We start from the raw sequence: 26,710 nt of genomic DNA on the forward strand, positions 1-26,710 counted from the left end.
TCGGTGACGTTGCGTCAGGTATACCCAGCGAAAACCACCACGACGACGAATTGGAGGCTCGTGCCGAGCGAGATTTTGATGGCGATTTCCGTCCCCGCTACCGCATCTGCGGGGACGGCATCGTCATCGTGTGGTGAAGGAAGACTGGACTGGACATCACGTATTTGCCATTGGCTGCTGAGCCGCAAATGGCCGTTGGACCTCGCAAGCCGTCGTCTAGCGGCGATTGGATCGAAAGGCCGTTAAGGGTGTGCGCCGTGAAAAGGTGGCGCTTTCCAGCGGGTGCAAGCCCCGCCCGGCAAATGCTCCAGCCGGAAGCAACCGGAGCAGCTATGGAGGCAACGAAGTGGCTGAAGCCTTCGGTGATGCGTGTCACAAATTGGTGACAGCGCGAGTGTGCAGGCCGTAACGCGAGTGAACGCCGGGCAAACCTCGAAAAGGTCGATGCGCAGGCCGACCCGACAACCCTATCGGGGAAGGCTGATACGACTGGGCGAATGAGCAGGCTGGACGCCCAGTCGCTGCGCCGGGGTAGTGGCGACAGCATGTACACAAGGAAAGCGTACGCAACACGGGAAGTCCCTCGGCGTGGTCAGGGATGACCAACCGGACGCCCGCGAGGGACAGGCCGGGCGCCTTGGGATGACGGAGAGGCCCGTAGTACTGGTGAAGCCGGGTAATGCTGGCGGAGGGAAGGGGCCTCAGTTCAGGACAGACGCAATACGTAGTGAGGACGTGGAGATTGGGCAACCTATCAACTCCGATTCGTGTTCAGAAGCTGCAGATGGCGTTACACGCGAAAGCGAAGGCAGAAGCCGGGTATCTCTTCTACGCGCTGTACGACAAGATCTACCGTGAGGATGTGCTGGCGCATGCGTACGCCCAGTGTCGCTCGAACAGGGGCGCACCGGGTGTCGATCGGCAAGACTTCGCGGAGGTCGAAGCGTATGGAGTGCAGAAGTGGCTCGGCGAACTGGCGCTTGCGCTCAGGCAGGAGAGTTACCGGCCGGACCCTATCAGAAGAGTGTTTATCCCGAAGGCCAATGGCAAGCTGAGGCCACTGGGCATCTCGACCTTGCGTGATCGGGTGTGCATGACAGCAGCGATGCTGGTGCTCGAACCGATCTTCGAAGCGGACCTTCCATCGGAGCAGTACGCTTACCGCCCGGGGCGAAACGCCCAGCAAGCGGTGATCGAGGTGGAGGAACGGCTGCATCGAGGGCAAACGGACGTCGTTGATGCCGACCTTGCGGACTACTTCGGAAGTATTCCACACGCCGAACTGATGCTGTCGCTGGCGCGACGCATCGTTGATCGGCGCGTGCTGCATCTGATCAAGATGTGGCTGGAATGCTCCGTTGAAGAAACCGATACCCGAGGCCGGAAGAAACGTACGACGGAGGCCAAAGACAGCAGACGTGGCATTCCGCAAGGCTCACCCATCTCACCACTGCTGGCGAATATTTATATGCGCCGGTTTGTGCTGGCATGGAAGAAGCTCGGACTTCAGCGCAGTCTTGGCAGTCGCATTGTGACCTACGCGGACGATCTGGTGATCCTGTGCAAGAAAGGGAAGGCTGAGGAAGCCTTGTTACGAATGCGCGAGATCATGGACAAACTGAAGCTGACGGTCAACGAAGAGAAGACACGAATCTGCAAGGTGCCGGAAGGCGAATTCGACTTCCTGGGTTATACGTTTGGGCGGCTGTACTCAGCGACGACAGGCCAGGCCCGTATGGGCATGCGTCCGTCGAAGAAGAGTATCCGGCGCATGGTCGAAAAGATTCATGCGATGACCGCCCTCAAGACGGTGTGGCAAGAGACCACGGAGCTGGTGGGCCGGTTGAACCGCACGCTGCGCGGCTGGGCGAACTACTTCAAGGTAGGCTCGGACAGACGCGCGTATCGGGCGCTCGACAGCTACACCGCTACGCGGTTGCGTCGGTGGTTACGCAACAAGTACAAGGTTCGACGTCGCAGAGGCGGGACTTATCCATCCCCGCATCTCTACGGGCACTTCGGTCTCGTGCGTCTGACTGGTCCATGGTTGTGAACCTGCCGTGTGTGAAGGCGTGGTGTCCTGTCCGAGAGCCGGATGCGGGAGATCTGCATGTCCGGTTCAATGAGCGGGGTGTGGAAACGGAGTTAGGGCGAGGTTACTCGGGCACCGCCAGACGAAAGGGGCGGCAACAGACAAACCGAACCTACTGCCACCGCGCCACATCTCGACTCTACCGGCTCATGCCTTTCGCATGAGAACCGCGCCCGGGGTGATCGACGCGCTCGGTCGTCGGGCACTAGCAGGCCAGAAAGAGACCTTTATCCGCCTTGTGATTCGGACATTCAGACGACGGCTCTGCCCCGGGACCGGCCGTTGCGGTAGCTTGAGTTCGAACGGCGGCTCAGGGTCAAAGGGACCGCCCGGCGGGGCCCACCCTGGATCTCCTTTCGAAGGCCACGTGGCTTCCGTGACGGACGTCCTGCGGTAGCCGCGAAGAACCTTCGGGCGGTACGGTTGCTGCTTGAATATACGGAGCCGGAAAGGACGGTTCGCTATCGGTATTGGGGTCAACGATGCACGCAAGATGGGCAGCGCAGACCGAGGTTTGATGACGCGGCGGCTGGCAAGCGGTCGCCTGCGGGTCATGAGGAGGCGTTGATCGTCGCTATTCATCGGACCCCGGACGACAGGATCCTCACCCAAATCCGCCGAGCTTTCGAGTTGTCGGCCTATGCTACAGGCCGTATATGCGTGGTTGGGGAACCGCGGCTTCGGGTATTCCTGCCGCAGTCAGTAGTTTTCTGAGCTGTTGCGTGGCAGCGACAACAGCATCGTGCCTCCAACCGAGCGGACTTGCGATAGACGACGGAAAGGCCTGCAAGTATCCGACGAGCTCTTCCGCTGAACAAAGGTGTTCCTCCCGCGCGACCCTAGCAAGCTCTGCGGGAATGACAAGCACGTCCCCTTCAATTCGAACCGAAAAACTTCCCGGGCGAACCTGCAGGCCAGTGTCTGGAAGCAGTTTCATCCCTTTTCCTCCGAACGGTCAAAGAATGGGCATTATAGCCAGCACATTTCCCATAGATATAAATCAATATACGACCAACCGATCTGGCCGTATCCGGCTTCCGGTCCCCAGTATCCGCCCTTCGGTAGCTGACGACCCCAAGGGTTTACCCCCCAAGAATTTCGTATTATGAACCAACCGTTTCCCGACCGTTCGTTCGGGTCGGGCTCAAACCCAACAACGCACACCGCGTGCCCGCCTACGACGATACTCTTCAATGGAGGATCCATCACGCGCCCGTACTCAAGCATCAGCGGAACGTTCCAGTTGTCCTGTTTTGGATTTGAAAGATCTCTGAAGACTGGAACACCGATCGCGACGGGCTTGTTGAGCAATTGCTGGTACAAGGCCTGACTATTCGACGGAGAGGTGACGGTTCCGCCAGCATGGACGTTGCCTGCCGCTTTGTTGATAGCTAAAGGAGGCGGTGGTCCTTGATGCACAGAAGTGCCTGGTTGCGTAACATACGGCCACGCTGTCTCGTCGCAGATCCCGTACGTCTGCAACGCCTGCAGAGCGAACGCATGTCTAGTCCCGTCGGTTGAGCTGCCATCGCATTGTTTAGCTCCCCAATACAGAAATTGTTCGGAACCATCATAGCTCGTCGGAATCTGGCCGGTTCCGCTCGCAAACGCGGCAAGTTCGTTGCAAGCTGCGAGAGCATGCGCAACACAAGTGCCACGTGCGCCCTGATTTCGGACGGCCCACCCCGCTTGTCGCCACGCTGAGTGATGGTCGATTCTCTGCAACGGCATCCCACTAGCCGACGAAAACGACCGGGGCGAAGCAGGGGGCGGATTAGTGACTTGTTGTCCAATCGGAAACGGAGTGTTGGGTGGGGGATTTGCGCCGTGCGCGAACTCCACCGGCGCGCCAAGGTGGGAGACGACCGAATTTCGAAAGGCAGGGGAAATGGATTGGCCGGCGACCGATGAAATCTTCGCGAGATTTCCGCTTGGGAGCGCATCAGCCATCGTATCGGCGAAATGCGCGGTCACGGCGTACAGCTCTTCCGGCGACATAGCGCCGGTCATCGCCAAGACCTCGTACTCATCCCGATCGATCCGCCCTTGCGCCAACAACTCCTGTAGATAGCCGCTCATGTTCGATCCGTAGAAGGATTGGTACAGGATAAGAAGATCATAGATACGACGCGGGGTGACGCTCGGGGTGAAACGTTCGCCACCGCACAAAATCTCACCTATTCTCTGCCGATCGAAAACGTGGATGTGGTCACCTTGGTCTGTGCGCCATGCTTCTTTTGAGGTCGACCGCGATGCCGCGGCGCCCCCATGTCTAGCTGCGTTTGTCTTCCTGCTTTCGCCACGACGTGAAGGCATGCAACAACCCGGCGAGCATATGCTGGTATCCGAGCACAGGTGTTTGCGGTCCTATATCTTGTCGCCTGACTAAATAAAGACGGTCAGTCGTACTCGAAATAGTATCGCGTATGTATTGGTCGATGGCCGCTGTAGGTCTCGAAGCAGACTCAACGGTCACTGCGACCTGAAAGGCAGCTTCGGGTCGATTTGGGGCGCTCGCCGTCGGCCCGGATCGGCCACTTTCGGCCTATCGAGCCTGCCGTCGCATGAACGCCGCAAGGACCGCTGAACTACCGAGACCGGTCATCCATCAGACATCGCCTTCGATTGCGGCCGACAACCCTAACACCGCGGCGAGAGTTGCGCCGTGGATCAATTCGCGATGCGCATCCGCTGAAGGTCAGAGATAGATCGAGCGTCACTCGCTCCCGCGGATCGAGACTACATTGCCAAGAAAGCAACCACGGTATCTTAATTCGCTTTGTAAGTCTGGAGAACGGCAAGATTTTCCAATGCATCGCCGAACATGCGCATCAGCCCAATCGTTTTCTGCGCTATGGTGTCCAGCTCATCAAGCGCCACCATTGTGTCCTCTCCGTGCGCAATGGCGTTTCGACGCTTGAGTAAGACAATATCAATAAAAGTTGCTTTATCGGCGAATGATTTCGCCGGCACACCGCAAACAAGGCAAATGTCCGTGAAAACTTCGAAGTTCAGGTTTGCCTTCGTGTTAATTAGTTCGTCGTTGACTTGACTGAAGCGACGATTCGAGTTGTCTAAGATCTCATCGACTAGCTCGCATCGCTCCGCGATACTCGTTTTTGATGTTGATAGGGCAGCTAGCCGAGGCAGAAAATAATTTCGGAAAAATTGCCTGTCGAGTTGCTGATATCGGAAACGTCGTAGCGCGACGTGCTCTAAATATTTTCTCCCCGAAAATCTGACGTAACCCTCCCAATGGGCGTAGCAGATCGCGATCAATGCTCGCAGTAGAACTTTCTGTAGGCTTGCGTCGCCACGCTTGATTGCTGACTTGAGATCGGAGATTTCCTTGATACACCAGTTTCGATCTTCGACTATCTGCGCGGAGAGGTCGGTATCAGTATAGGGTTTGCTCATGGGCGAAACCACAACTCGCCAAACGGTACGGTGCGCTGGATGCGGACAGTGCCGCGTAGTCCGGGCGAGGTGAAGTTTGCCCCTTGGGGTTGCGACCAAAAAGTCCTCATCTTTTCTCTTACAAAATCTTGAGCCGGAATGGGCCCGAGCGCGAGAATAGCATTGAGGTTTTTCGCTACACCAACCGCAACCCCCTCCAAGCCGACCAAACCAACCTTTCCAACATGTGCGTTATTGTGGAAACGTCGGAGTGCATTGGCTCCAGCAACCTCATCGAGCAACTCGAATGTGCGGTTGATCAGATTTGTCGCGTCGGCTTGGTCCCCGGCCCTCGCTAGGCTAACGATACCCTCGTCGATATATTCTTCGACATCGAGCACACCGTCGTACGGCACTCTGGTATGGACTAGAAATCGCGTTGCCATCTCAAGGTGTCGCTGTCTTTCCGCCTGGTCGTCGGTGACCGAGATCACGTTTCTGAAAGACTGTTGTTCTGCAGCAGCCTTGACGGCGCGGAAGTAGTCTCCATTGATCATCAGCATGATGCAATTGCGCAGCTCCTGAGCATTGGCTTGGGAGCCGCCGGCATTGAGGCGCTGAAAAAGGTCGTACTTGGTTTGCTCGTCGCTGGGGCGCTTAAGAATTTCGACCCCGAGACGTCCGCGGCGGATCGCCAACTGCTGTGTCCTATCTAGGGGATTTTGGTCATCAACCGTGAGGTCTGCGACAAGGTCCGATTTTTCCCAGACGGCGTTGTGAAGGGAAGGCAGGTACTTCGTTGCCTCTAAGACTGACGGAGCCATTACCGTGTTCTCGTCTGGGTCACGAAGACGCCCCATGAATTCGAGAATGGTCGAAATGCGCTGCAGACCGTCGACGAGCTCCCAGTTACCGTCCGACCTTTCAAAAACGAAAATAGACGGTAGAGGTATGCCGAGCAGCAAGGATTCAATCAACTTTGACTTTTGGCCGATATTCCAACGGAAAAGTCGTTGAAACTCGGGGTCAACGATGATCTCCCCGTTTTCATACATAGTGACGATCTCGCCGACCGACATCTGGTACGCGTCAGTTCGGACGAGGCGTTGAGCACGCTCGATTTCGTCAGAAAGCATTTATGCCATTCCTTGCAATTAGGGCTAAACAAAAATTCAGCGGACAGTCGCTCGCCAATAATAGTTCCGACTGTTGCTGACTAGGCATCCGAAACTGTGTAATAAAGGGCTGCTGTGGTGCAGATCTATGCTTCAATCGTCATCCATCGGAGCTCGGGTGGGGATGTGTCACGGGCAAATCCACGGACAGATGCTGCAGTCGCTGATGCGGTAACGAGCAAATGGCAGCTCCTAGGCTGCCCCGATTTTACCAGCGCACGAGTTGGTCGAGCCACAGAAACCGGCCTTTTTCGACGTTGGCACTGGGTCCCGGAATGGACAATCGAACTTCTTTTTCGGCTTGATCAAAGGAAGAACGGCCGTTGTAGCGTACATGCCAACATTTAGATCGTGCTGACGCACAACCCAGACCGCCGCAATGTCGGCAATGGCCGATGACTTGTCCTCGAGTGACGGGTACGGAATGATCGTTCCGCTCGGATACCCTCGGCGAAGTTGCGATCGCGCGTATTGACTGTCTTGAACTTGCTGCCGTCAATGGCGACCAGCGCTTGCGAGAGCAGCTTCAACTCACAGCACAGCATCACGAAGCGGCGAGCCGTCCGTCCAACTACTGCAGACCCCGCTTGGATTAGCGTTGCTTTCGGCGGTATGCTTATTTGCCAGACTTCCACAGTTGCGCAAATAGAACGCGTTTCCGAATCGGTTGTTACGGGGCACATACAATGACGAACATCGACGCAGCCAAGCTAACATTCGATCGCCTCCGGTCTGAGTGGGAAGAGCAACGCACCGAAATCGAGACCGAGCAAGACGCTCGATTTCGGATCATAAACGTTATGCTCACTGACGTTCTTGGATGGCCACCTAATCACGTACGGACTGAAAAGCACGTAGACGATGGTTACGTCGACTATCTGATGATCGAGGGCACCCGGAATCGGCTGGCAGTGGAAGCGAAAAGACAGAGCGTTTTGTTGATCGATACTCGTCTTCCGGGCAGGCAGGCATATAAAATCAAGGGTCCCGCCTTAAAAAGCGCTCGTTCCGGCATTGACCAGGTTGCGGCCTATTGTTCCGAGACAGGGGCTCCATTTTGCGCTTTGACTAACGGCTTCGAATGGATCGGACATTGGCCTTTTCGCGGAGACGGGCGACCAGCCTCGGACTACTCTGCGATAGTGTTTCCGAGTCTTGAGGCTATTGCTCAAGATTTCGCCGAGTTTTACGATCTTTTTTCGCGAGAAGGCGTGGCCCGAGACCTTTTCAAGCTGCGAATAAATGCAGCAGAAGGCCTGGCGTTAGCCCATCATGAACCGCTTCGGCCTTTGAGGGAGGCGAAATTTCTGCGCCGCCTTGAAAAGAACCCCCTCGCTCGCGAATTAAGCGAAGTGTTGAGTGGTTTTTTTAGCTCAATGAACGGCGAGGACGATCCTGAGATGCTTGCGTACTGTTTCGTTGAAAGCACGGAGAGCAGAGAGGCAGAATCAAATTTGCAGAAAATAGCTCAGAACATATTGCACAACATCGAACTCGTTAGCAATGATAGTGCGGAAAACCTTCAGGACGAAATAAGAGGTGCAGTTGAACTAGAGCGAAAAGAGTTTGTTCTCATTGTCGGCAATAAAGGTTCCGGCAAGTCTACATTTGTTGACAGGTTCTTCGGGCTTACACTAGATAGATCGCTCCGGAATAAATGCACTCTGCTGACAGTGGATTTACGGGACAGCGATGGTCAAATCGAATCGATCCAACGCTGGCTCACCGAGCAGTTAATTATCAAGATCGAACAGGCACTTTTCCCCGGTGCCAATCTTAGCTATGAGCAACTGCAGGGAGTATTTCACAAGCAATATACTCGATGGGCCCAAGGAGAGTTTCGGCATTTGCACGAATCCGATAAAATCGCATTTAAAATTAAATTCGGGGAATATGTCCACGATCTAAGAAGAAATTCTCCGGGCGAGTATCTTCAAGCATTTCTGGCTCATACGGTCTTTGCAAGGCAACAAATGCCCTGCTTGGTATTCGATAATACGGACCACTTTAACCAAGAATTTCAAGAGGCGGTCTTTCAGTATGCGCAATCGATCTACAGGGCGATCTATTCGTTTATAATTTGCCCCGTTACGGATAGGACGATATGGCAGCTTTCCAAGCATGGGCCAATGCAGTCATATGAAACCAAATCGTTTTACCTCCCCGTTCCGTCGACGAAGGACGTACTTCAAAGGAGAGTCTCGTTCTTAAAAGAAAAGCTTCTTTCTCCGTCAAAACAAAGGGATCAATATTTTCTATCCAAGGGCATAAGACTTTCGGTTAAAGACATGAGCGCGTTTGCAGCGTGCGTCGAGGAAGTTTTTATTAATACTGAATATGTTTCCAGGACCGTTAGTTGGTTATGCAACTATGATATTCGACGAGGATTGCAACTTTCAAAGCAAATTTTGACATCGCCACAAATCCCTATTGATGATCTGGTAAAAACATACGTTTCCGGGCGGCGACTTACAATTCCAGAATTTAGGGTTAGGAAGGCGCTGTTTTTAGGTGATTACAATCAGTTCAGGCAGGAGGATAGCGAATTCATTTTGGATGTATTCACTATGTTTCCGGATGCCATCGGGACGCCGTTTGCAAAACTCAGCATAATACAGGCGCTAAAGGATAAGCAGGCTCAGGCTGACTCCCCCGCAGATGCATACATGGAGATCGGAGATGTCGCCGCGTATTTGGAACCGATGGGCATGCCACCAGCGATTACACTACGTCATTTCCAATTTCTGATGGACTATCGTCTTGTTGAGCCCTACGACCCAACTGTCAATACTTCTGATTACTCTGTTCCGGTGAAAGTAACCCCGAGTGGGCTGATCCATCTGGAGTTCGCCTTGGCCGATGCGGCATATCTTGAGCATGTGGGATTAACAACTCCGGTGAGGGAGGATAAGAACGCGGACGAGATCCGGAATATGATGGCAAAGAAATGGAACACCAATGAGGCAGCGGAGCATTGGGACGAGCTAAAGAAGACCTTTGCTGAATGTATGCTTGAAGAGGATCTGCGCTACTGCGTTGTACCAGAACAGTTCGAAGGGCAGCGCTTTCTTCGCTCTTCCTTCTGCTCAAAGTGGGTTCGCGAAGCGGCCCAGTAATTACTGAACAATGGTGATTGCCTAATAGGGCGAGGTTCGCCTGTGGAACGCATGACAGACGATCGCGAGGGCTCAACTGACGCGGCCGTCGGGAATGCTCCGCCTTCCCGCGCAGGGAGACGACCGTGGGGATGTCTGTTGTACATTGGAAGCGGCAGTCGCGGTCGCGATGAGACGACGGGCCGAAGTGGGTCGATTTGGTGCGCTCGCCGTCGGCCCGGATCGGCCAGTTACTGACATTCGCGACCGTCCGTTGTCGAGTCGCCTATACCATGCGGCAAAACTATTTTGGGCGAGCTACGCTTCATGGACCAGTCTTTTGCATGCGAGTAGGTGCTTCCCTTCCACATGCTGTCCTTCGGTCCAGCACTGAAGTAAATGGTTGGAGATCGTGCAATGAACGGCAAAGCCCTCTTCATCGGCATCTTTTTACTGGCTGGATTCTTCTGTCCCGTGTCATCTGCATTTTCTCAGTCATCTCCTCCGACGTCCGACACAGCAGCACAAACCAAAGCGCTTGTCGAGAAGGCCGCCGCGTTGATAGACAGCAAAGGCAAAGCCGCGTTTTCCGAGTTCAGGATCAAAGACAGTGAGTGGTTCCATGGCGACACTTATCTTTTTGCTTACGATCTGAACGCAAATGTCCTTTTGAATCCGGCCTTCCCTGCACGGGAAGGGACTAACGTCCACGGCCAGAAAGATGCCAACGGCAAGCCGTTTCATGACGCCATGATCCGGACGGCCGAAACAACGGGATCGGGCTGGGTCGACTACATATTCCTGAGACCGGGGCAGACTGAGCCATCGCATAAGTGGACCTACGTGAAGGCAGTCAAAATTGACGGCGTTCCAGGCTTGGTGGGCTCGGGCTTCTATTCCCAGTAGGTTCGGGCCGGCGAGGTCGCGTTGTCACCTCCTGCAGCCTTCCGGCAACCAGCCGTTTAGCCGCCTTACCGCATGATCATCTTCGTGCGGGCTTGTCTTCGCTGATGCGCGCCACATCGACGGCTGAACGTCTGCTTTCGGTGCTCGAGTCTCACAGCTTGAAATTCCGCTCCGGGTCGATATGGTGCGGTCGCTGTCGGCCCAGGTTCGGCCAGCAACGGTCATTGCGCTGACCAACGGCTTCGTCATTCTGATGTCTCTTCTTGCCTGGAAGCAGCACGCTTATTTTGACAACCCATGCGGCGCCCCCGCCGCCCCATAGCTTCACAAAGCACATCATTCGACTCTCGGGCGAGCCGTTTATCGGATCGCCGGTCGATGCTCCCGAAATGCGGCTGCAAGCGTACGCAAGGCCTCGCGCGACTTCGTATCCGAGAGACTGGAATGCAGCACAATTTCCGACGGAGGAAGCGCAGGCAGGCCCAGCAGCGCGCCGATTTCGATGAGACCGAGCGGCGCGACCCGATGCGCGAACGCTCCAACGGCCAGGCCGGCCGATACGGCAGCAGTAACCGCTGTTGTACCCCCACCGATGAACACATCGGCCCAGGCAATCCCCGCTGCGTCCAACCTGCGCGTCGCTACGTTACGTATTCCACATGATGCCGAGAGCGACGCGAGCCGCAGCGGCCCCCCTTCCCGATGCACGAAGCCGGGCGATGCAAACCAGCCCAGCGGCTCCAGCGCGAGCATTTCCCCGTTGCGGCGGTCGTCCTCGCGACGCAGGATCGCAGCGTCGAGCTTGCCGAGTTCGAACGCGTCGAGCAGTTCGCGGGACGATTCGATCTGTACTTCGATCAGCAAGGCGGGATCGTAGGCGTGTAGCCGCGTGAGCAGGACCGGCAGGTCAGGACCCGCAATATGGTCGCTAATACCGAGCGCAAGGCGCCGCGTGGTACCGGATAGTTCCGCGAGTGCGCGCTCATGGGCCGCGACGAACTCGCGCGCAGCATCCAGAAACGAGGCTCCGCGCGCGGACAGCCGCACCAGCCGCGGCGTACGTTCGATGAGCTTGTGCCCGAGCCGGTCCTCCAGCCGCTTCAGCTTCATGCTGATCGCAGCCTGTGTCGTGTCCATCGCCTCTGCTGCGCGCGTGAAGCTCTGGAAGTCCGCGACGAGGGTGAAGGCACGCACCGCGTCGACATCGAGTGTTGTCATGTTTGCCATCTCTAAACGTTATCACTGATATATTCACTCATCTCGTTGAGTTATGTCCAGTGGTGTCGCATAGTGCTCTTCACCGACCGCGGACCGGGTCAATCCTCGCGCCCGATCGCCATTCGATGAACGGTGACACCCATGAGCACACTCGACAAAGCGCGCGCGCATTCGTCGCACGACATGAACACAGTTGCCCCACGGCGCTGGCTCGCGCTGCCTGTTCTGTTAACGGGGGCGTTCCTGCCGATCCTTGACTTCAACGTTGTCAACCTGGCACTTCCTTCAATCAGGCAGAGTCTCGGCGCCACGTCTGGCGAGATCGAATTCATCATCTCGGCGTATGCGGCAACCTACGCAGTTTTCCTCATCACCGGCGGGCGGCTCGGAGATCTGTTTGGCCGCAAGCGCATGTTCGTGACTGGCGTTGCCGGCTTCACACTCGCGTCGGCATTGTGCGGACTCGCGCCGTCCGCTGCCGCACTCGTCGCGGCGCGCATCCTGCAGGGCCTGACCGCGACCGTCATGGCGCCTCAGGTGCTCGCCTCCATCCGCGTATTGTTTCCCCCCGCGGAACAGGGGCGCGCGCTCGCACTCTATGGCGCCACGTTCGGCCTCGGGAACATCTGCGGCCAGGTGCTGGGCGGCGCGCTCGTATCGTTGCACCCGTTGGGATTCACCTGGCAGGCGATCTTCCTGATCAACGTGCCTATCGGTCTCGTGGCGTTTGTAGGCGGTCTGGCATTTCTGCGTGACTCGCGGGCGGAGCACGCGCAACGTCTCGACATTGGCGGCGTAGTGCTGCTCTCGGTTGCCCTGGGTCTGCTGGTCTACCCGCTCGTAGAAGGACGGGAAACCGGCTGGCCGATGTGGATCATCGCGATGCTCGTCGCAGCGCCGTTTGCTTTCGCGCTTTTCGTACGCTTCGAAACGCGCCTGGCTGCGAAGGGCGGTTCGCCCCTTGTCGAATTCGCGCTCTTCCGCGAAGCGGGCTTCGCGGTCGGCGTCGCTATGGCATTTGCGTTGTATACGCTCTCGTCGTTCTACCTGACCTTCTCCGTGTACCTGCAAGGAGGGCTGCATCTCTCGCCGCTGCAAGCAGGGTTGGCGACGTTGCCGTACGCCGTTGCCTATTTCCTCGCGTCCCTGGCCTCCGCTCAGGTCATGGCGCGGCTCGGCAAGTTCGCACTGACGGTCGGTTTCGCCCTGCAGGTGATCGGCTTCAGTGTCGCGCTCCTTGCGGTGGCGGGAACACTGGCGGGCGGCCTTGATATCGGTCTCGCGATTGCCGGGCTGGGGTTTGGCACCGTCATGCCGTCGGTCATCAAGGCGGTGATCGGCGGAGTCGCGCCGACGCATGCAGGCCTTGCTTCTGGAATTGTCATCTCGACATTTCAGATCGCCTCGGCGCTTGGTGTCGCGGTCATGGGCGGCGTGTTTTATGCCCAACTGGGTGCTGGCCGCGGAGCAGCTGCGTTCGGTCACGCATTTGCCGTCGCGCTCGGCTGCAACGTGGTGTTGCTGGCAGTCGGCGGAGTGCTTTCGTTATTCCTGCCCGATCAGCGGCACGCGCTCGCAAAAACGACTTCTACCGGAGCAAGCCGCGGCTAACTTCGGCCGTTTTGGTTTTATCGGCTACGAACCCTCACCACGTCTCCCACATACCTACCGATTCCGAACAAAAATGAACGACCGCTGTATTTCGAAAGCGGTCTTGTTGCCGAGCTCGATTAAACGGCCGCTCAGGGTCATGTGCTGGCGAACCGCCAATTCACACTTCTGAATACCATGATCGGGAACCCCTAAAAACACCGTGAACGGCCATTACGGTTGACAACGCGATGCTACCCATCCAAAGCCAATAACCAATTCCAAGAGAGGAAACTGGCTGCAACGGTCCCCCTGCTTCGGACGTGTTAACTCCCTGAGAAAGGAAGGAATTGCCCAGGACGAGGGCGCCAGCGCAAAACATGAGGGCGAGTCCATCGCTTGCCTTGCTATGCAAAAGCAACAACGGCCACGCTGGGATAATCAACAGATTCGCAAACCAACTTATCTGCGCACCATCAATCAACCCTAGGGCGCCAAATAAGAGGATTGACCACCCGGGCCAGCAATTTTTGCCCTGATAGCAAAAACCATCAAAGGGCAGGGAGGCAAGATACAGTAGGACTAGCATTCCGACCAGTTTGTATCGGTTGTTCAACATGTTGTCTCACCTTGGGAATGAAGGTGACCTCATCAGGCGAAATCTGTGGCGCATAGATGAGTTCTCGTCCGTATCGTCTCATTTGACGCATGTTGCGAATGTCTCCTTTCGTACAATGCTAAGGTTTCCTGAGGGTCGATTACAGCCGTCGCCGCTCGGCCCAGAAGTAGCGCAGCCACGATGACGCACGAAGCCGTGAATGTGTTTGTGGAGAAGATGGGGACCGCTGGGCCGGCCCCCGCGAAAACCGGACACGAGGTAACGCTTAAACTTTGAGGTAGTCTTACGCCTATGTTTAAGCCCAGCTCTAACGTGGAACCGATTGAAGTTCTGACCCAGCCCGAACAGCGCCGCCGGCGCTCTGTCGAGGAGAAGCTCGCGATAGTGCGCGAGACCTTCGAGCCCGGAGCAAGCGTTTCCGGAGTTGCCCGTCGTCATCAGGTGAATGCAAACCAGGTGTTCGCCTGGCGCAAGCTCTATCTGGACGGAAGCCTGTCAGCAGTCAGTGCCGGCGAGCAGGTGGTGCCGGCGTCCGACCTGGCCGAAGCGATGAAGCAGATTCGTGAACTCCAGCGACTGCTGGGCAAGAAGACGATGGAAGTGGAAATTCTCCGCGAAGCAGTGGAGTACGGCCGGGCAAAAAAATTAATTGCGCGCTCACCATTGCTGCCGGGGGACGACCGATGAAGACGGTCTGCGAAGTCCTGGGTGTGTCGCGCTCGAATCTCGCGGTGAAATCAAAGCGCGACGCTGAATGGGTCGACAGGCGCAAGACGCCCGCCCGTGACGACATGCCGCTCGTCGCGGAGCTCCAGGAGTTGGTCGCTGATTTGCCAACTTACGGCTACCGGCGCGCCTGGGCCCTGCTACGGCGAAACCGGGACGCACAGGGGCAGCCTCGCGTTAATGCAAAACGGGTTTATCGGGTCATGCATACCCACGGTCTGCTGCTCGAACGCCGCCCGCGGCATGCCCAGTCAACGCGCCGACACGACGGCAGGGTCGCGGTGGACCGGAGCAATGCGCGCTGGTGCTCGGACGGCTTCGAATTCCGTTGTGATGACGGCTCGCCGCTGCGCGTCATCTTTGCACTCGACTGCTGCGACCGGGAGGCCATGAGCTGGGCTGCGACCACTGGAGGCTATACCGGAGACATGGTGCGTGATGTGATGCTTCAGGCTGTAGAAAACCGTTTCGAAGGTGCGCTGAAAGCCGACAACGAAATCGAATGGCTCAGCGACAACGGTTCCTGCTACATTGCCGAGGACACGCTGACGTTCTCGAAAAAAGTGGGCCTGAAACCCATCACGACGCCGGTCAGAAGTCCGCAGAGCAACGGCATGGCCGAGAGCTTCGTCAAAACGATGAAGAGAGACTACGTCTCGTGGATGCCCAAGCCGGACGCGGGAACCGCGTTGCAGAACCTGGCCATCGCGTTTGACCACTACAACGAGTCGCATCCGCACAGCGCCCTGAAATACCGCTCGCCACGCGAGTTTCGCCAGCGAGCAAATTCACCAACCTAAGCGTGACCGCATGTCCGGTCATGCGGGGGCAAGTCCAACCGCCACCCACTCTGAGAAGCCGGTATATTGCGATGCGAGACATCCCTCTCAGAGATAGATAAAGGCTTATATGCTCGACGGCGTATCCCTCGACCAGCTCAGAACATTCATCGCCGCGGTGGACGAAGGAAGCTTCTCCGCGGCGGCTCGACGCCTGAACCGCGTGCAGTCCGCAGTCAGCGGCTGGGTGAGTGCTTTGGAGGAGCAGATCGGCATCACACTATTCGACAGGTCAGGGCGTTTCCCAAAGCTAACGCCTGAAGGCGTGCTCCTTCTTGCGGATGCGCGGGCCATCGTGTCGGGTGTTGACACCCTCAAAGCTCGGGCAAAGCTCATGGCCTCGGGGGTCGAGGCCGAGCTCTCCGTGGTGTTCGATGTCTTCTTTCCCACTGCCGTCATCAGCGAGGCAGCCAGAGCGTTCGCCAGGCGCTTCCCGTTGACGCCGTTACGGATCTTCGTGGAGGGTTTGGGTGCTGGGTATCAGCCGGTACTGGAGGGGCGCTGCACGTTGGGAATCCTCGCCTCACTCCCGATGGACTTCCCGTCGCTGGCTGTCGACCGCCTCGGCACCGTCCCGTTGGTGATGGTTGCTGCGCGTGGCCACCCGCTTGCAAACTTCGAGGGCCATATCCCCAGGAAGGAACTCTCCAGGCACGTGCAACTGGTCTTGACCGATCGTTCGCAGTTGCTCGCTGGCCGCGACTACGGGGTCCTATCGTCTACGACCTGGCGCCTGGCTGATCTGTCCACGAAATATGCGTTGCTCAAGGACTGTGTCGGCTGGGGAGGGATGCCTCTTCACATGGTGGAGAAAGACATCGCCTCCGGTGACCTGGTCGCCCTTGACGTCGATGGTGTCCCGCGCGCTGGAGCCATGCTGACCATTTCTGCCGTCTACCCAGCCGCGGCGCCTCCTGGTCCCGCCGGCCGCTGGCTCGTTGAGCATCTGAAAGACTGGTCGAGCGCAAAAGAGTCGCCTGAACCCGCAAAACTCTAGCGCCAGGCAGCGGCCTTAACCGAAAGTCATTTGACCTCGCGAGCCAGAAGGTAGACCACAAAGCCCGTCTTGCGGGGACTCGTTAGGGCTTCGCAAACCGATAGGCGAAGCGATCGGTCTCACCCTTGATCGCGGGGTCGAACACCTTGCTCGAGTGCGGATCGTCCTTGTTGGCGAGAACGGTGCTTTCCGCGTCCAGTACGAAGCCTGCCGCTTCTACCTCCTCGCGCACGGACGCAGGGTCGATCCGATGCAGCGACTGGGCGTTGCTCGTGCCCGCCCCGGCGGCGGTGGCGTGATCGACGATGACATAGTACCCACCGGACTTCAGTCGCTCGTAGACGGCTCGGTTGAACTCCGCCGCCGTCGCGCCTTTGGCTTGCATAAGTGCAGTGTGGAGGTCGTGGTAGAACAGGTGCAGCCACAGGACATCAGCCGGTCGAGTGGCCTGCGGCATCGCCACGAGGTCCGTCGAAACGACCTCGACGTTCTCTCGGTCCGGCTCTTTCGCAAGCGTCCGCATGAGGCCGACCGGATCGTTCTTGAAGTGGGCAACTTCGGCCGGCACGAAGCTGTAGACCCGTCCTTCGGGTCCCACGACGTCTGAAAAGAGACGGGTCCAGTCGCCGTCGCCCGGGTAAACGTCGATGACGGTGGCGCCCGCATCGACGCGTGAGAAACGGATCAACTCCGCCAGCTTGGATTGGTCGTACATGGGATCTCCTTCACGGTAGAGAATTCGACGAGCGTATGACGTGCAAGGCATCGGTCCACGGCTCATTCGCCATAGACCGCGTAGAATCCCGCTAAGGCCGGCGCCTGCGCGTCAATGTACTCCGGGATGTTCTTCCCGGCGCAGTCCAGCCACAGGACCGCGTCGGGTCAGCCCTGCGCCATGCCCCCATCGACGGGAAGATCGATACCGGTGATGTAAGAACTTTCGTCAGAGGCGAGGAACGTGACTGCTGCAGCGATTTCCTCGGGCATGCCCCTGCGGCCCATTGGGATCTGCGTGGTGAACTGTGCGACTGCTTGCTCGGCCTGTTCAGCGGTAAGGCCCGTCGTAGTCGCCAAAGCCGGGGTGTCGATTGCTCCGGGGCTCATACAATTCACGCGGATCTTGCGGTCTTTCAATTCCAAAGCCCAGCCGCGCGCGAAGTTGCGCACAGCCGCCTTACTCGCGGCGTAAGCAGTAAATCCTGGAAGCCCGAGTACGTTCGAGACCGAAGAGTTCAGGATAATCGAACCGCCGTCTTTGAAGAGGGGAAGGGCCTTCTGCACCGTAAAGAACATTCCCTTCACGTTCACGTCGAAGGTCTGGTCAAAATGGGCCTCGCTAGCTACCGCGAGCGGTGCGATTGTCCCTGCGCCCGCGTTCGCGAAGAGAATGTCGATGTGACCATGTTTCTCTTTCACGACAGCAAAGAGGCGATCCAGATCTTCCAGGCGCGACACATCGCCCACGACCGTCGTAACGTTTTTCTTAATGAGCGTGGCGGCCTCTTTCAGCTCTTTCTCACGGCGCCCAGTGATTACGACATGCGCACCTTCATCCACGAAGCGCTTGGCTGTGGCCAACCCAATCCCACTGCTTCCGCCCGTGACGACTGCAATCTTGCCTTCCAGGTTTTTCATGATCTTTTATCCTTTCGTAATTGAAAAGCGGGGCGCCGCGATTGGCGGAGCCGAAGTCCAGCAACGGGACGACGACCCAAGCTCCCCGCTAGAAGCGCGAGAGCTTGCAGATCGGCCCGCTGGCCGAACACGAATGGTAGGAGCGCACCGACCTCCTGAGAAGACGACATATTGAGATGCAATCCATCTCTTCCGTAGATGGACGCCACTTACGGGCCCGATAAACTTCATGCGCTGACTGTGACGGCGGTTCTGCGGACGAGACCGCAACGAACTACAAGTGATCTCTCTCGCGTTGTCGACGGCAAGGATAGTTTGTTTGGAACAGTCCCATGGCCGTCTGCTTCAAGGACGTCCAACTGATCGGTCCGGTCCGCGGGCTGCCGATCGCGGTCAGGCAGTAGCCGGCCAGAGACGGAACTTTGCAACGGCCTCGGAAATGGCTTATAAGCGGGCGATTCCATTCATATGAGATCGATTGATCTGCTTAGCGATTGCGAGTAGTGTCGACAGAATCGGAGAACGCAAAGCCGGAGCCGGAATGCGGGAATGAGCGTCATCTAGGCGCTCGACTCAGTTTCAGGCCACGCGGCGTATTTGTGTTGGAAGGGTGGGCGCTATGACACGAGAGCGACAGAACTGCACCGGTCCGCAGCTAGGAACGTGGAAGCTACAATCGTTCACGACTGAAGACCTGGACACAGGCGAGAAGACCGATTTGTTCGGCGCTCACCCAAGCGGTTATCTCAGCTATGGTCCCGACGGCCGGATGTACGCAATTCTGGTCGAGGAAGGGCGAAAGGCGCCAGCCGATTTGGTTCCGACCGACGCCGAGCGCGTCGATCTCTACGACGGGTTTAGCTCATACGCGGGGACCTACAGCATAGAGGGCGACAGGATTAGTCATCATGTTGATGCATCATGGAATCAGTTCTGGACAGGGACGACCCAGGTGCGTCAGTTCAGCATCGACGGCAAGTACTTGTACATCAAAACGCTGCCCGCCAGGAATCCAGTAACTGGCAAGGGAAGCATTTCCGTGTTGGTATGGGTCAAGGTCGACTAGAGTTGATCTGCGCCGCGCGTTCTATACGCACACTCAACACAGACGGGGGCAACTCCGAATCTGCTTCACTGTTCGCTTGCCTGAATGCTCGACACCCATCAGGGGGATGAGCAGGTGTACATGAATAGCAGATGCTGGTGTATCGGACTTGCGATTGGACGGGCGCAAGGCGGAAATCCTCGCGCCCGTATGGACATCAGTTGCGCGGAATACCCATCTTCTCCATCGTCAGGGTTTCGTCGGCGCGTCCCCAACCGCCGTCGGCGACCTCGTCGACGAGAACCATCGAGTAAGGACGGACGCCCTCACCGAAGTACTCGACGAACATGGCCGTCGTGCGGTGGATGATTTCTTCTTTTTTCGCGGCATCGAGTGTGCCCTCGGGAAACTTGTAATTGGCAAATGGCATGAAAGACTCCTTTATTGAGGACTAAAAACGAGGTGCCGGTTTTCGGCACCTGGGCATTGCGAAGGCGATTCGCAAAACTGGTGTTACCGGGCGCGACGCAGGGGCGCCCGGCTCTAGAGCAGCGGCTCGTCGCTGCGCCGAATCCGCCTGACGCGCCGGTGATGAGGATAACTGACGACATGCGACGCCTACCTCAGGAAAAGGTGATTGGACGGCCTTCGCGCGGGGCTCAGGCGAATCCGCCATTGGCGCGCAGGACCTGACCGTTGATCCAGCCGCCCTCGGAGCCGACGAGATACGACACGGCGTATGCGATGTCTTCGGGCTGTCCGAGGCGTTCGAGCGGCGCCTGATTGGCGATCTGAGCGATCAACGCTTCCGACTTGCCGGCAAGGAAGAGCTCGGTGGCAACCGGGCCGGGCGCGACAGCGTTCACGGTGATGCCGCGTCCGCGCAACTCGTTGGCGAAGACGCGCACGAGGCCCTCGACGGCGGCCTTGCTGGCGATATACGGGCCGTAGCCGGGAAAATTCTTCGCAATGACACTCGACGACAGCGCGACGAAGCGGCCGCCATCGGGAAGCACTTGCGCGGCCTGGGACATCATCAGGAACGTGCCGCGCAGATTCACGGCGATCATGGCGTCGAAGGCGGCCAGGTTGCCATCCGCGATCGTGCCGAGCGACATCACACCGGCACTGTTGACCACCACGTCGATGCGCCCGAACGCGTGTCGGGCGTCGGCAAAGATTCGCTCGACGTCCTGCGGGGTGCCGACGTCCCCGCGCGACGCAATGGCCGTGCCGCCGGCAGCGCGGATGGTCTCCACCGCGTCCTGTGCGGCGGCTTCATTGCCGGCGTAATTGACGACGACGGCCAGGCCATCCTGTGCAAGGCGCAAGGCGATCGCGTGCCCGATACCGCGTGACCCGCCGGTCACGATGGCCACGCGTGAAGAACCAGTTTCCATTTTTGCTCCTTTGCAGAGTGACTCTCAGGTGGTCGACTGCCTTGAGAGCGATTATTCCCGCACAGAGTGCCTGGATAAATGGTGGTAAATTGCCATGACTATTCAATGGGAATAACTAATCGAGATCGGCGGATATGGATCGCTTTGACACGCTGCAGTTGTTCGTCCGGATTGTCGAGCAGGGCAGTTTCACTAAAGGCGCGAGCATGGTGGACATCCCGCGCGCGACCGCGACGTATGCCATCAAGGCACTCGAGGCGCGGCTCGGGACGCGGTTACTCGAACGAACGACGCGGCACGTGCGGCCGACACTCGACGGCCAAGCTTTTTACGAGCGCTGCGTGCGCATCCTGAGCGAGGTCGACGATGCGGAGTCGTCGTTCTCGCATCAGACCAGCAACCCGCGTGGCGTGTTGAGGCTGGACCTGCATGGCACGCACGCCACACGCATCGTGTTGCCGCGCATCGATGAGTTTCGTGCGCGCTATCCGGGTATCGAACTGGTGGTGAGTAGCGGCGATCGCCTCGTCGACCTCGTGCGCGAAGGTGTCGATTGCGTGGTCCGTGGGGGGCGCCTGCGCGACTCGTCGTTGATCGCGCGGCCTGTGGCCGTCGTACCGCAGATCATTTGCGCGAGCCCCGCCTATCTGGCGCGATTGGGCGTGCCCTCGACGCCGGCCGACCTGGCCTCGCACGAAGCTGTTGGCTTCTTTTCCCAGACGAGTGAGTCCTCCTATGCGATCGAACTGCGCATCGAGCGGAAGATCACCGAATTCAAGCTGCGTAATTGGATCTCGGTGTGCGACGCTGAGAATTATGTTGTCTGCGCGTTGCGCGGGGCGGGTCTGATTCAGTTGCCCCGCTTCCACGTGGAGGACGAGCTTGCCGATGGCCGCCTCGTCGAGGTCCTGACGGAGTGGGAGAGTCCGGGCCTACCCATCAATATTCTCTATCCCCAGCACCGGCAGCTCGCTCCGAGGGTCCGTGCTTTCGTGGATTGGGCGAGTCAGGTGTACGCGGCGAAATTTGGCGGTGACAGCGGGTTGGATGCAAGAGTGCTATAGACCTTCACGACAGAGTGTGAATGGCGGAAGGCCGAGGAGCCATCGACCGGCATGCGTTAAGGCGGTGAAATGGGCGAGTAAACGTGAATCCATAGTTTTGCCATACATTGGACGACCGTCTATTTCCAGAGTCCTTCATGGCTTTCGAAGCACCATTTACGCGTCGCCGGTTCCTGTCGGCGACGCTCGTCGTTGGCACCGCGTTGCCGTTGCAGAAGGCAGCATGGGGCGCGCAAACCGATCCCGCGCTATGCAAGCTGAGTCCCGAACAGGAGGTCGGTCCGTACTATCTCGACGACGAGCTCCTGCGTAGCGACATCACGGAAGGTCGGCCCGGTGTCCCGCTGATTCTTGATATCGAGGTGATGGACGCGCGCCGCTGCGTGCCGCTGGTGGACGCGATCATCGACGTTTGGCAATGCGACGCGTTGGGCGTCTATTCGGGTTTCACGAAGAACGCCCCGCCGCCGGAACCGCCGCCGGGCACATGGCAGGGCGGCCCGGGAGGGCCCGGCGGTCCCGGTGGGCAGAGGCCCGACGGACCGCCGCCGGGCGGCCAACCGCCGGACCAGCCGCCCAGAGGACGGGGCCATCCGCCGGGGCCGCCGCCGAAAATGGAGCCGAGCTACCATCTGACCTTCCTGCGCGGCATCCAGCGCACCAGTCGCGATGGCCTCGTGACCTTCCAGACAATCGTGCCCGGTGTGTACGAAGGGCGCACGAACCACATTCATTTCAAGGTTCGCGGCACGGGCTCGACACACGCGGCCAGCCACGTGTCGCACGTTGGGCAAATCTTCTTTCCCGAGAAGTTGATGGTACAACTAATGGGTCTTGCACCGTACCGCGATCACCGCACTCTCCGCACGACGCAGAACGACGATCCCGTGTTCTCGAGGCAGCAGGGCCTGACGTCGATTGCGCGCGTCGCGCCGCTATATGGCAATGACCCCGCGAAGGGACTGCGCGCACGGATCGTCGCAGCGGTCGATCCTGATGCCACGCCCGTGCCCGTCGACAACAAAGTCGACTTCAAGACGGTGCCTGCCGGGTCGATCCGCGAGTGATCGAACGTGGACCAAACGATGCCGAGTTGAGGCGCACGCTTTTCCGTGCCCGCTAGCACGCCGCCATATTCACAGCGCCGCAACGCAATCAATTTCGATGTCGAAATGTCCGGGCCACGCCGGCACGTTAACGAAAATCCGTGCCGGCGGCTGCGCGCCGAAGAACTGCGCATAGATTTCGTTGACGACCGGAAACATCGCCACGGAAGTGCAGTAGACGTTGCACTTCAGCACCTGATCGAGCGACGATCCCGCCGTCTCTACACACAGCTTCAGTTGCTCCAGCACGCGCCGGGTCTGCTGTTCGATCGGAGCATCCAACACTTCGCCGGTTTGCGGATCGAACGGCGGGAAACCGGACACGTAGATCGTGTCGCCGTGCCGCGTGACGGCCGATGTCGGTGCCTTCCAGCGTTCGAGCCAACTGGACAGCGGTTCCACGCGGATGATTTCGCGGGCCATGATGTTCTCCTTGAAAAATGGATTGATGTTGAACGAATCTCAAGCACCGTCGCGAAACTGCGCGTTGAGCTGTGCGCCTGACGCGGCATCGGTGAATCCGTCGAAGCGTCCGTTCGCGAGCGACTGCGCGGCGCGCATGAAGCCGCCCCACGCAGCTCGCGCCAGCGCGCCGCCGACACTGACACGTCGCACGCCGAGTGCGCCCAGCTCCTGCAGCGTAAATGCGGATTGCGAGCCGATCAGCACATTCACGGGCTTGGGCGCCACCGCGGCAACGACAGCTTCGATCTGTTCGCGCGTCTGGATGCCGGGCGCGTACAGACAATCAGCGCCGGCTGCCGCGTAGGCCTTGAGCCGTGTCAACGTGCCGTCCATATCCGGCGCACCGACGAAGAAATTTTCCGCGCGGCCGATCAGCAACGTGTCGCCGCCGCTCTCGTCGATTGCCTGGCGTGCCGCTTTGAGCCGCGCAACTGCGATATCGACCGGAAACAGCGGGCTTGCGGCATCGCCAGTGGAGTCTTCGATCGACAGACCCGCGACCCCTGTTTCAACCGCCAGCTTGACACTTTCAGCGACGTCGGCTGGATCTGCACCGAAGCCGTTTTCGAAGTCGGCATTCACGGGCAGGTCTGTTGCTGCGACCATCTCGCGCAGATGCGCGAGGATGATCTCGCGTGTTACGTGATTGTCCGCGCGACCGGTTGACCACGCGAAGCCGGAGCTGGTGGTCGCGATGGCCTGGAAACCCAGGCTTGCGAGGTAGCGGGCACTCCCTACATCCCAGGGATTCGGCAGCATGAAGCAGCCGGATTCGTGCAGCGTGCGGAACGCGGCGCGCTTTTCGGTGACGGTGCGTGGCATAACGGACTCCTGACAAGGAAGGGAACCCGTGCGGGCTCCCGAACGCTCTCGGCTTTAGCCAATTTCCGTTTCGACGACCGGAAAATCGATTTCGGTGTCGAACGCGTTGTTGACGAAGTTCGTCAACAGGAACTGTGCGCTGAGTGCGATGATTTCGACGATATTGGCATCGGTGAAGCCCGCCGCGCGTACCGCCTGCAGATCATCTTCGCTGACTTTGCCGTGCGTTTCCATCAGCTTCTTCGCGAACGTCACGGCTGCCGCGGTCTTCGGTGCGCCGGATTGGCCGGCGCGATTGAGCCGGATTTCGTCGTCGTCGATGTTCGCCAGGGTACTCGCCACGTGGGAGTGCGCCGACAGACAGTATTGGCAACCGTTCGCCTGCGAAACCGCGAGCGCGATACCGTCGCGCAGCTTCGTGTCGAGCGTCTTCGCGAGCGCGCCTTGCAGTCCGGCCCATCCGTTCAGCGCGTTCGGGCTCAGCGCCATGATGCGGAAGAGATTGGGTGTCATCTTCAGTTGCTTCGTTATGGCGTCGACAACGGGGCGCGACGCGGCGGGAATCTGTTCGTCGGTGGGAAGCGCAATGCGGGTCATGATGGTTCTCCTGATGATCGATAGAGGAAGCGGGTCTGCGTCCAACGCGTCTGTGTTGGCGTTTGCATTGATGGAAAGTCTAGAGGCACATGCCGTGCAAAAAGTCCGGCAAACCGCCGCGAAAGTCCGCTTGTGCGGATCGATGCGGAGCGTGATGACATCGCCGCAAAAAAAACCGGCGCCAGGCATCAGCGCTTGCGCGCTGACACGTGACGCCGGTCAGGGGGCGGGTGACTTGCGGGCTGTCTTCAGACGGTTTTTCGTGCTGCCCGATCTTCCGTGTCAAGCAGTAGGGCTTTGGTTGGAAGGCCACCAGCGAAGCCTGTCAGACTCCCCGACGAGCCGATCACACGATGGCACGGCGTAATGATCGAAAGCGGATTGCGCCCGATCGCCGCGCCCACAGCCCGCACGGCCTGACGGTTGCCGATTCGCGTCGCGATATCTCGGTAGGTGCGCCGCTCGCCAAACGGAATGTCGAGCAGCGCGTCCCACACGCGCTTCTGGAACGGCGTGCCTTCCATCGCGATGTCGAGATCGAATCGAGTGCGCTCGCCAGCGAAGTACTCGCGAAGTTGCCGGGCGGCGTCCAGCAGCACCGGATTGTCGTCCGCCGCTTGCATCTCGCCGAGCTTCACGCGGTTCTTGCGCTCGTTTTCCCACAGGATCGCGACCAGCTTCGTATCCCGCGCAACGAGTTTGAGCTTGCCGACTGGCGAGTCGACGATCATGTATTCGGGAGCCATTTTGAACCTCCAGTCCATGGTTTTGACATGAGTCAGTATGGACGGGAGGGCGCTGCATGGGGTCCGCCAGATAGTGCAAATCGTCCGGCAGTTCAGGCGTGTTCGGCGTCTGACCGATACCCGGCCGGGCCGGTGCCGAATACTTCGCGAAATGCGCGGACGAAGGTGCCGCGGCTCGCATAGCCGACATTGCGCGCGACCTGATCCAGCGACAGATCACCGGTGCGCAACTGGGCGGCGGCTTGTCGCATGCGGATGTCACGCAGGACCTGCATTGGCGAGTGGCCGAGGGCCGCTGAAAAGCGGGCCATGAAGGCGGACCGGCTCAGGAATGCCGCGTCTGCGAGGCTCGCCACGCTGTGCGGCGCGGCGGGGCGGGCGACCATGTCCGCGAAGACCCGCGCGATCTGTGGATCGCCGAGCAGCGCGAAGCGTTCGAGCCAGAGCGCGTTCGTTTTCAGCGAGCGGCGCACGAGCGCGACGATCACCTGTTTCAGCAACGCCCCCGACATGGCGCCTGCACCGATCTCCTGGGCGACGAGTTCATCGAAGGCGGTGCGCAGGTAGACGTCGAGCCGGTCGGACGCGTCGAATTGCTCGACGATCGGTGTGGACAGCGTTTTGAAGAGATTGATGGATGCGCCAAATGCTGCATTGAAATAGCCGCAGATCATCACGGTCATCGGCTCGGAGGTGCCGGCGCGAAACCGGTTGATCGAATCGACGACCTGCTTGTGCTCGCGCCCAGGCACGACGATCGGCGCGATGCCGGCCTTGGCGGCGGGAACCTCAAGCTTCAGCGGGTGACGGGGCGGCACGATCAGCAGCGTATGCGGTGCAAGCGGCACCGTCTCTGCGCCGTCGATATGCAGCAGTCCTTCGCCGGACAGGATGTAGTGGATGCCGGGCGCGTCGTTGCCGTCCAGTTCGAGCACGAAGCCCTGGCTGACGAGACACTCGGACAATCCCAGCACCCGGATCTCGAGCAGCGTGATCAGTTCGTTCAGATCGACGGGGGAGACACGAGGCGAGGGGATCGGCGTTGCGGCTGGCATTCGTATGGGGTGGCGGAATGGAAAAGTTGAAAAACTGGTTGGATTCCGCCCTCACTATGTCAGCATATGGGCGAGTTTGTCTATTTTCGATTGGCCTGCAAACTGGCGAGCGCTGCATCGGC

Annotated in this window: 22 protein-coding genes; 9 read left to right on the plus strand and 13 right to left on the minus strand. The window is 58.6% G+C overall.

The features are described 5' to 3' along the window. Positions 1-679 precede the first annotated feature (679 nt). Complete coding sequence (ltrA, locus tag P3T24_RS04060; protein ID WP_429408612.1) at positions 680-2,053, plus strand: group II intron reverse transcriptase/maturase; 1,374 nt, start codon at positions 680-682, stop codon at positions 2,051-2,053. 1,008 nt (positions 2,054-3,061) lie between these two features. On the opposite strand, the gene P3T24_RS04065 is transcribed toward ltrA, so the two are convergent. The 3 genes from P3T24_RS04065 to P3T24_RS04075 form a co-directional block, all read right to left on the minus strand. Beyond that, the gene (locus P3T24_RS04065; protein ID WP_429432644.1) at positions 3,062-4,171 is read right to left on the minus strand and encodes a C1 family peptidase; all 1,110 of its coding nucleotides are present in this window, start codon (positions 4,169-4,171) and stop codon (positions 3,062-3,064) included. Positions 4,172-4,861: 690 nt separating this feature from the next. Next, the gene (locus P3T24_RS04070; protein ID WP_429432646.1) at positions 4,862-5,509 is read right to left on the minus strand and encodes an MAE_28990/MAE_18760 family HEPN-like nuclease; all 648 of its coding nucleotides are present in this window, start codon (positions 5,507-5,509) and stop codon (positions 4,862-4,864) included. After that, positions 5,506-6,624, minus strand: coding sequence for a DUF262 domain-containing protein (locus tag P3T24_RS04075; RefSeq protein WP_429432649.1), 1,119 nt, complete (start codon positions 6,622-6,624; stop codon positions 5,506-5,508). Before P3T24_RS04075 ends, P3T24_RS04070 begins: the two co-directional genes overlap by 4 nt. A gap of 725 nt (positions 6,625-7,349) precedes the next feature. On the opposite strand from P3T24_RS04075, the gene P3T24_RS04080 reads away from it, so the two are divergent. Together P3T24_RS04080 and P3T24_RS04085 are read left to right on the plus strand one after the other, a co-directional pair. Next, a complete protein-coding gene (locus tag P3T24_RS04080) occupies positions 7,350-9,779 on the plus strand; it encodes a hypothetical protein (RefSeq protein WP_429432652.1) in 2,430 nt (809 codons plus the stop codon). Between the two features lie 396 nt (positions 9,780-10,175). Then, on the plus strand, positions 10,176-10,664 hold the full coding sequence (locus P3T24_RS04085) for a cache domain-containing protein (protein ID WP_429432655.1): 489 nt from the start codon (positions 10,176-10,178) through the stop codon (positions 10,662-10,664). A gap of 360 nt (positions 10,665-11,024) precedes the next feature. Here P3T24_RS04085 and P3T24_RS04090 read toward each other — a convergent pair whose 3' ends face one another. Further along, on the minus strand, positions 11,025-11,882 hold the full coding sequence (locus P3T24_RS04090; RefSeq protein ID WP_429432657.1) for a LysR family transcriptional regulator: 858 nt from the start codon (positions 11,880-11,882) through the stop codon (positions 11,025-11,027). A gap of 141 nt (positions 11,883-12,023) precedes the next feature. Here P3T24_RS04090 and P3T24_RS04095 point away from each other — a divergent pair, with 141 nt between their 5' ends. From P3T24_RS04095 to P3T24_RS04105, 3 genes are all read left to right on the plus strand, one after another. Further along, entirely contained in the window at positions 12,024-13,493 is a 1,470-nt protein-coding gene (locus P3T24_RS04095; protein WP_429432659.1) for an MFS transporter, read from the plus strand. A 919-nt stretch (positions 13,494-14,412) separates the two neighbouring features. After that, positions 14,413-15,617 (plus strand): IS3 family transposase gene (locus P3T24_RS04100; protein WP_429433243.1). Its coding sequence is split into 2 segments (ribosomal slippage): positions 14,413-14,740 and positions 14,740-15,617, totalling 1,206 coding nucleotides; the frame shifts between segments, so codons are not numbered across the junction. 109 nt (positions 15,618-15,726) lie between these two features. Next, the gene (locus P3T24_RS04105) at positions 15,727-16,653 is read left to right on the plus strand and encodes a LysR family transcriptional regulator (RefSeq protein ID WP_429432661.1); all 927 of its coding nucleotides are present in this window, start codon (positions 15,727-15,729) and stop codon (positions 16,651-16,653) included. Positions 16,654-16,735: 82 nt separating this feature from the next. On the opposite strand, the gene P3T24_RS04110 is transcribed toward P3T24_RS04105, so the two are convergent. Next, entirely contained in the window at positions 16,736-17,368 is a 633-nt protein-coding gene (locus tag P3T24_RS04110) for a class I SAM-dependent methyltransferase (RefSeq protein ID WP_429432663.1), read from the minus strand. A gap of 167 nt (positions 17,369-17,535) precedes the next feature. Beyond that, a complete protein-coding gene (locus P3T24_RS04115; RefSeq protein WP_074268590.1) occupies positions 17,536-18,288 on the minus strand; it encodes an SDR family NAD(P)-dependent oxidoreductase in 753 nt (250 codons plus the stop codon). A 619-nt stretch (positions 18,289-18,907) separates the two neighbouring features. Between P3T24_RS04115 and P3T24_RS04120 the strand changes: the two genes are divergently transcribed. Beyond that, positions 18,908-19,354: a lipocalin-like domain-containing protein gene (locus P3T24_RS04120; protein ID WP_429432665.1), complete on the plus strand. Its 447-nt coding sequence runs from the start codon at positions 18,908-18,910 to the stop codon at positions 19,352-19,354. A 196-nt stretch (positions 19,355-19,550) separates the two neighbouring features. Here P3T24_RS04120 and P3T24_RS04125 read toward each other — a convergent pair whose 3' ends face one another. Then, positions 19,551-19,763, minus strand: coding sequence for a tautomerase family protein (locus P3T24_RS04125; protein WP_133894772.1), 213 nt, complete (start codon positions 19,761-19,763; stop codon positions 19,551-19,553). Positions 19,764-19,992: 229 nt separating this feature from the next. Then, complete coding sequence (locus tag P3T24_RS04130; protein WP_429432667.1) at positions 19,993-20,733, minus strand: SDR family oxidoreductase; 741 nt, start codon at positions 20,731-20,733, stop codon at positions 19,993-19,995. Positions 20,734-20,867: 134 nt separating this feature from the next. On the opposite strand from P3T24_RS04130, the gene P3T24_RS04135 reads away from it, so the two are divergent. Then, positions 20,868-21,797 (plus strand): LysR family transcriptional regulator, encoded by a 930-nt coding sequence (locus tag P3T24_RS04135; RefSeq protein WP_429432669.1) that lies wholly within the window; start codon positions 20,868-20,870, stop codon positions 21,795-21,797. 137 nt (positions 21,798-21,934) lie between these two features. After that, a complete protein-coding gene (locus P3T24_RS04140; RefSeq protein WP_429432671.1) occupies positions 21,935-22,864 on the plus strand; it encodes an intradiol ring-cleavage dioxygenase in 930 nt (309 codons plus the stop codon). Between the two features lie 69 nt (positions 22,865-22,933). Here P3T24_RS04140 and P3T24_RS04145 read toward each other — a convergent pair whose 3' ends face one another. The 5 genes from P3T24_RS04145 to P3T24_RS04165 all read right to left on the minus strand — a co-directional run bounded on the left by P3T24_RS04145 (position 22,934) and on the right by P3T24_RS04165 (position 26,588). Further along, positions 22,934-23,326, minus strand: coding sequence for a RidA family protein (locus P3T24_RS04145; protein WP_429432673.1), 393 nt, complete (start codon positions 23,324-23,326; stop codon positions 22,934-22,936). A 39-nt stretch (positions 23,327-23,365) separates the two neighbouring features. Then, positions 23,366-24,190, minus strand: a complete 825-nt coding sequence (locus tag P3T24_RS04150; protein WP_429432675.1) for an isocitrate lyase/PEP mutase family protein — start codon at positions 24,188-24,190, stop codon at positions 23,366-23,368. A 54-nt stretch (positions 24,191-24,244) separates the two neighbouring features. Then, positions 24,245-24,787 (minus strand): carboxymuconolactone decarboxylase family protein, encoded by a 543-nt coding sequence (locus P3T24_RS04155; protein ID WP_429432677.1) that lies wholly within the window; start codon positions 24,785-24,787, stop codon positions 24,245-24,247. A 248-nt stretch (positions 24,788-25,035) separates the two neighbouring features. Beyond that, a complete protein-coding gene (locus P3T24_RS04160; protein WP_429432679.1) occupies positions 25,036-25,533 on the minus strand; it encodes a methylated-DNA--[protein]-cysteine S-methyltransferase in 498 nt (165 codons plus the stop codon). Positions 25,534-25,625: 92 nt separating this feature from the next. Continuing rightward, complete coding sequence (locus P3T24_RS04165; RefSeq protein WP_429432681.1) at positions 25,626-26,588, minus strand: AraC family transcriptional regulator; 963 nt, start codon at positions 26,586-26,588, stop codon at positions 25,626-25,628. Positions 26,589-26,710: the final 122 nt, after the last annotated feature.

Origin of the sequence: Paraburkholderia sp. GAS33 (assembly GCF_050436645.1) — a bacterium.
Lineage (GTDB): Bacteria > Pseudomonadota > Gammaproteobacteria > Burkholderiales > Burkholderiaceae > Paraburkholderia > Paraburkholderia phenazinium_B.

Excerpts from the sequence above, each read along its gene's own strand:
- ltrA (WP_429408612.1), top strand. The coding sequence starts at position 680 with ATGCTGGCGGAGGGAAGGGGCCTCAGTTCAGGACAGACGCAATACGTA.
- P3T24_RS04065 (WP_429432644.1), bottom strand. The coding sequence starts at position 4,171 with ATGAGCGGCTATCTACAGGAGTTGTTGGCGCAAGGGCGGATCGATCGG.
- P3T24_RS04070 (WP_429432646.1), bottom strand. The coding sequence starts at position 5,509 with ATGAGCAAACCCTATACTGATACCGACCTCTCCGCGCAGATAGTCGAA.
- P3T24_RS04075 (WP_429432649.1), bottom strand. The coding sequence starts at position 6,624 with ATGCTTTCTGACGAAATCGAGCGTGCTCAACGCCTCGTCCGAACTGAC.
- P3T24_RS04080 (WP_429432652.1), top strand. The coding sequence starts at position 7,350 with ATGACGAACATCGACGCAGCCAAGCTAACATTCGATCGCCTCCGGTCT.
- P3T24_RS04085 (WP_429432655.1), top strand. The coding sequence starts at position 10,176 with ATGAACGGCAAAGCCCTCTTCATCGGCATCTTTTTACTGGCTGGATTC.
- P3T24_RS04090 (WP_429432657.1), bottom strand. The coding sequence starts at position 11,882 with ATGACAACACTCGATGTCGACGCGGTGCGTGCCTTCACCCTCGTCGCG.
- P3T24_RS04095 (WP_429432659.1), top strand. The coding sequence starts at position 12,024 with ATGAGCACACTCGACAAAGCGCGCGCGCATTCGTCGCACGACATGAAC.
- P3T24_RS04105 (WP_429432661.1), top strand. The coding sequence starts at position 15,727 with ATGCTCGACGGCGTATCCCTCGACCAGCTCAGAACATTCATCGCCGCG.
- P3T24_RS04110 (WP_429432663.1), bottom strand. The coding sequence starts at position 17,368 with ATGTACGACCAATCCAAGCTGGCGGAGTTGATCCGTTTCTCACGCGTC.
- P3T24_RS04115 (WP_074268590.1), bottom strand. The coding sequence starts at position 18,288 with ATGAAAAACCTGGAAGGCAAGATTGCAGTCGTCACGGGCGGAAGCAGT.
- P3T24_RS04120 (WP_429432665.1), top strand. The coding sequence starts at position 18,908 with ATGACACGAGAGCGACAGAACTGCACCGGTCCGCAGCTAGGAACGTGG.
- P3T24_RS04125 (WP_133894772.1), bottom strand. The coding sequence starts at position 19,763 with ATGCCATTTGCCAATTACAAGTTTCCCGAGGGCACACTCGATGCCGCG.
- P3T24_RS04130 (WP_429432667.1), bottom strand. The coding sequence starts at position 20,733 with ATGGAAACTGGTTCTTCACGCGTGGCCATCGTGACCGGCGGGTCACGC.
- P3T24_RS04135 (WP_429432669.1), top strand. The coding sequence starts at position 20,868 with ATGGATCGCTTTGACACGCTGCAGTTGTTCGTCCGGATTGTCGAGCAG.
- P3T24_RS04140 (WP_429432671.1), top strand. The coding sequence starts at position 21,935 with ATGGCTTTCGAAGCACCATTTACGCGTCGCCGGTTCCTGTCGGCGACG.
- P3T24_RS04145 (WP_429432673.1), bottom strand. The coding sequence starts at position 23,326 with ATGGCCCGCGAAATCATCCGCGTGGAACCGCTGTCCAGTTGGCTCGAA.
- P3T24_RS04150 (WP_429432675.1), bottom strand. The coding sequence starts at position 24,190 with ATGCCACGCACCGTCACCGAAAAGCGCGCCGCGTTCCGCACGCTGCAC.
- P3T24_RS04155 (WP_429432677.1), bottom strand. The coding sequence starts at position 24,787 with ATGACCCGCATTGCGCTTCCCACCGACGAACAGATTCCCGCCGCGTCG.
- P3T24_RS04160 (WP_429432679.1), bottom strand. The coding sequence starts at position 25,533 with ATGGCTCCCGAATACATGATCGTCGACTCGCCAGTCGGCAAGCTCAAA.
- P3T24_RS04165 (WP_429432681.1), bottom strand. The coding sequence starts at position 26,588 with ATGCCAGCCGCAACGCCGATCCCCTCGCCTCGTGTCTCCCCCGTCGAT.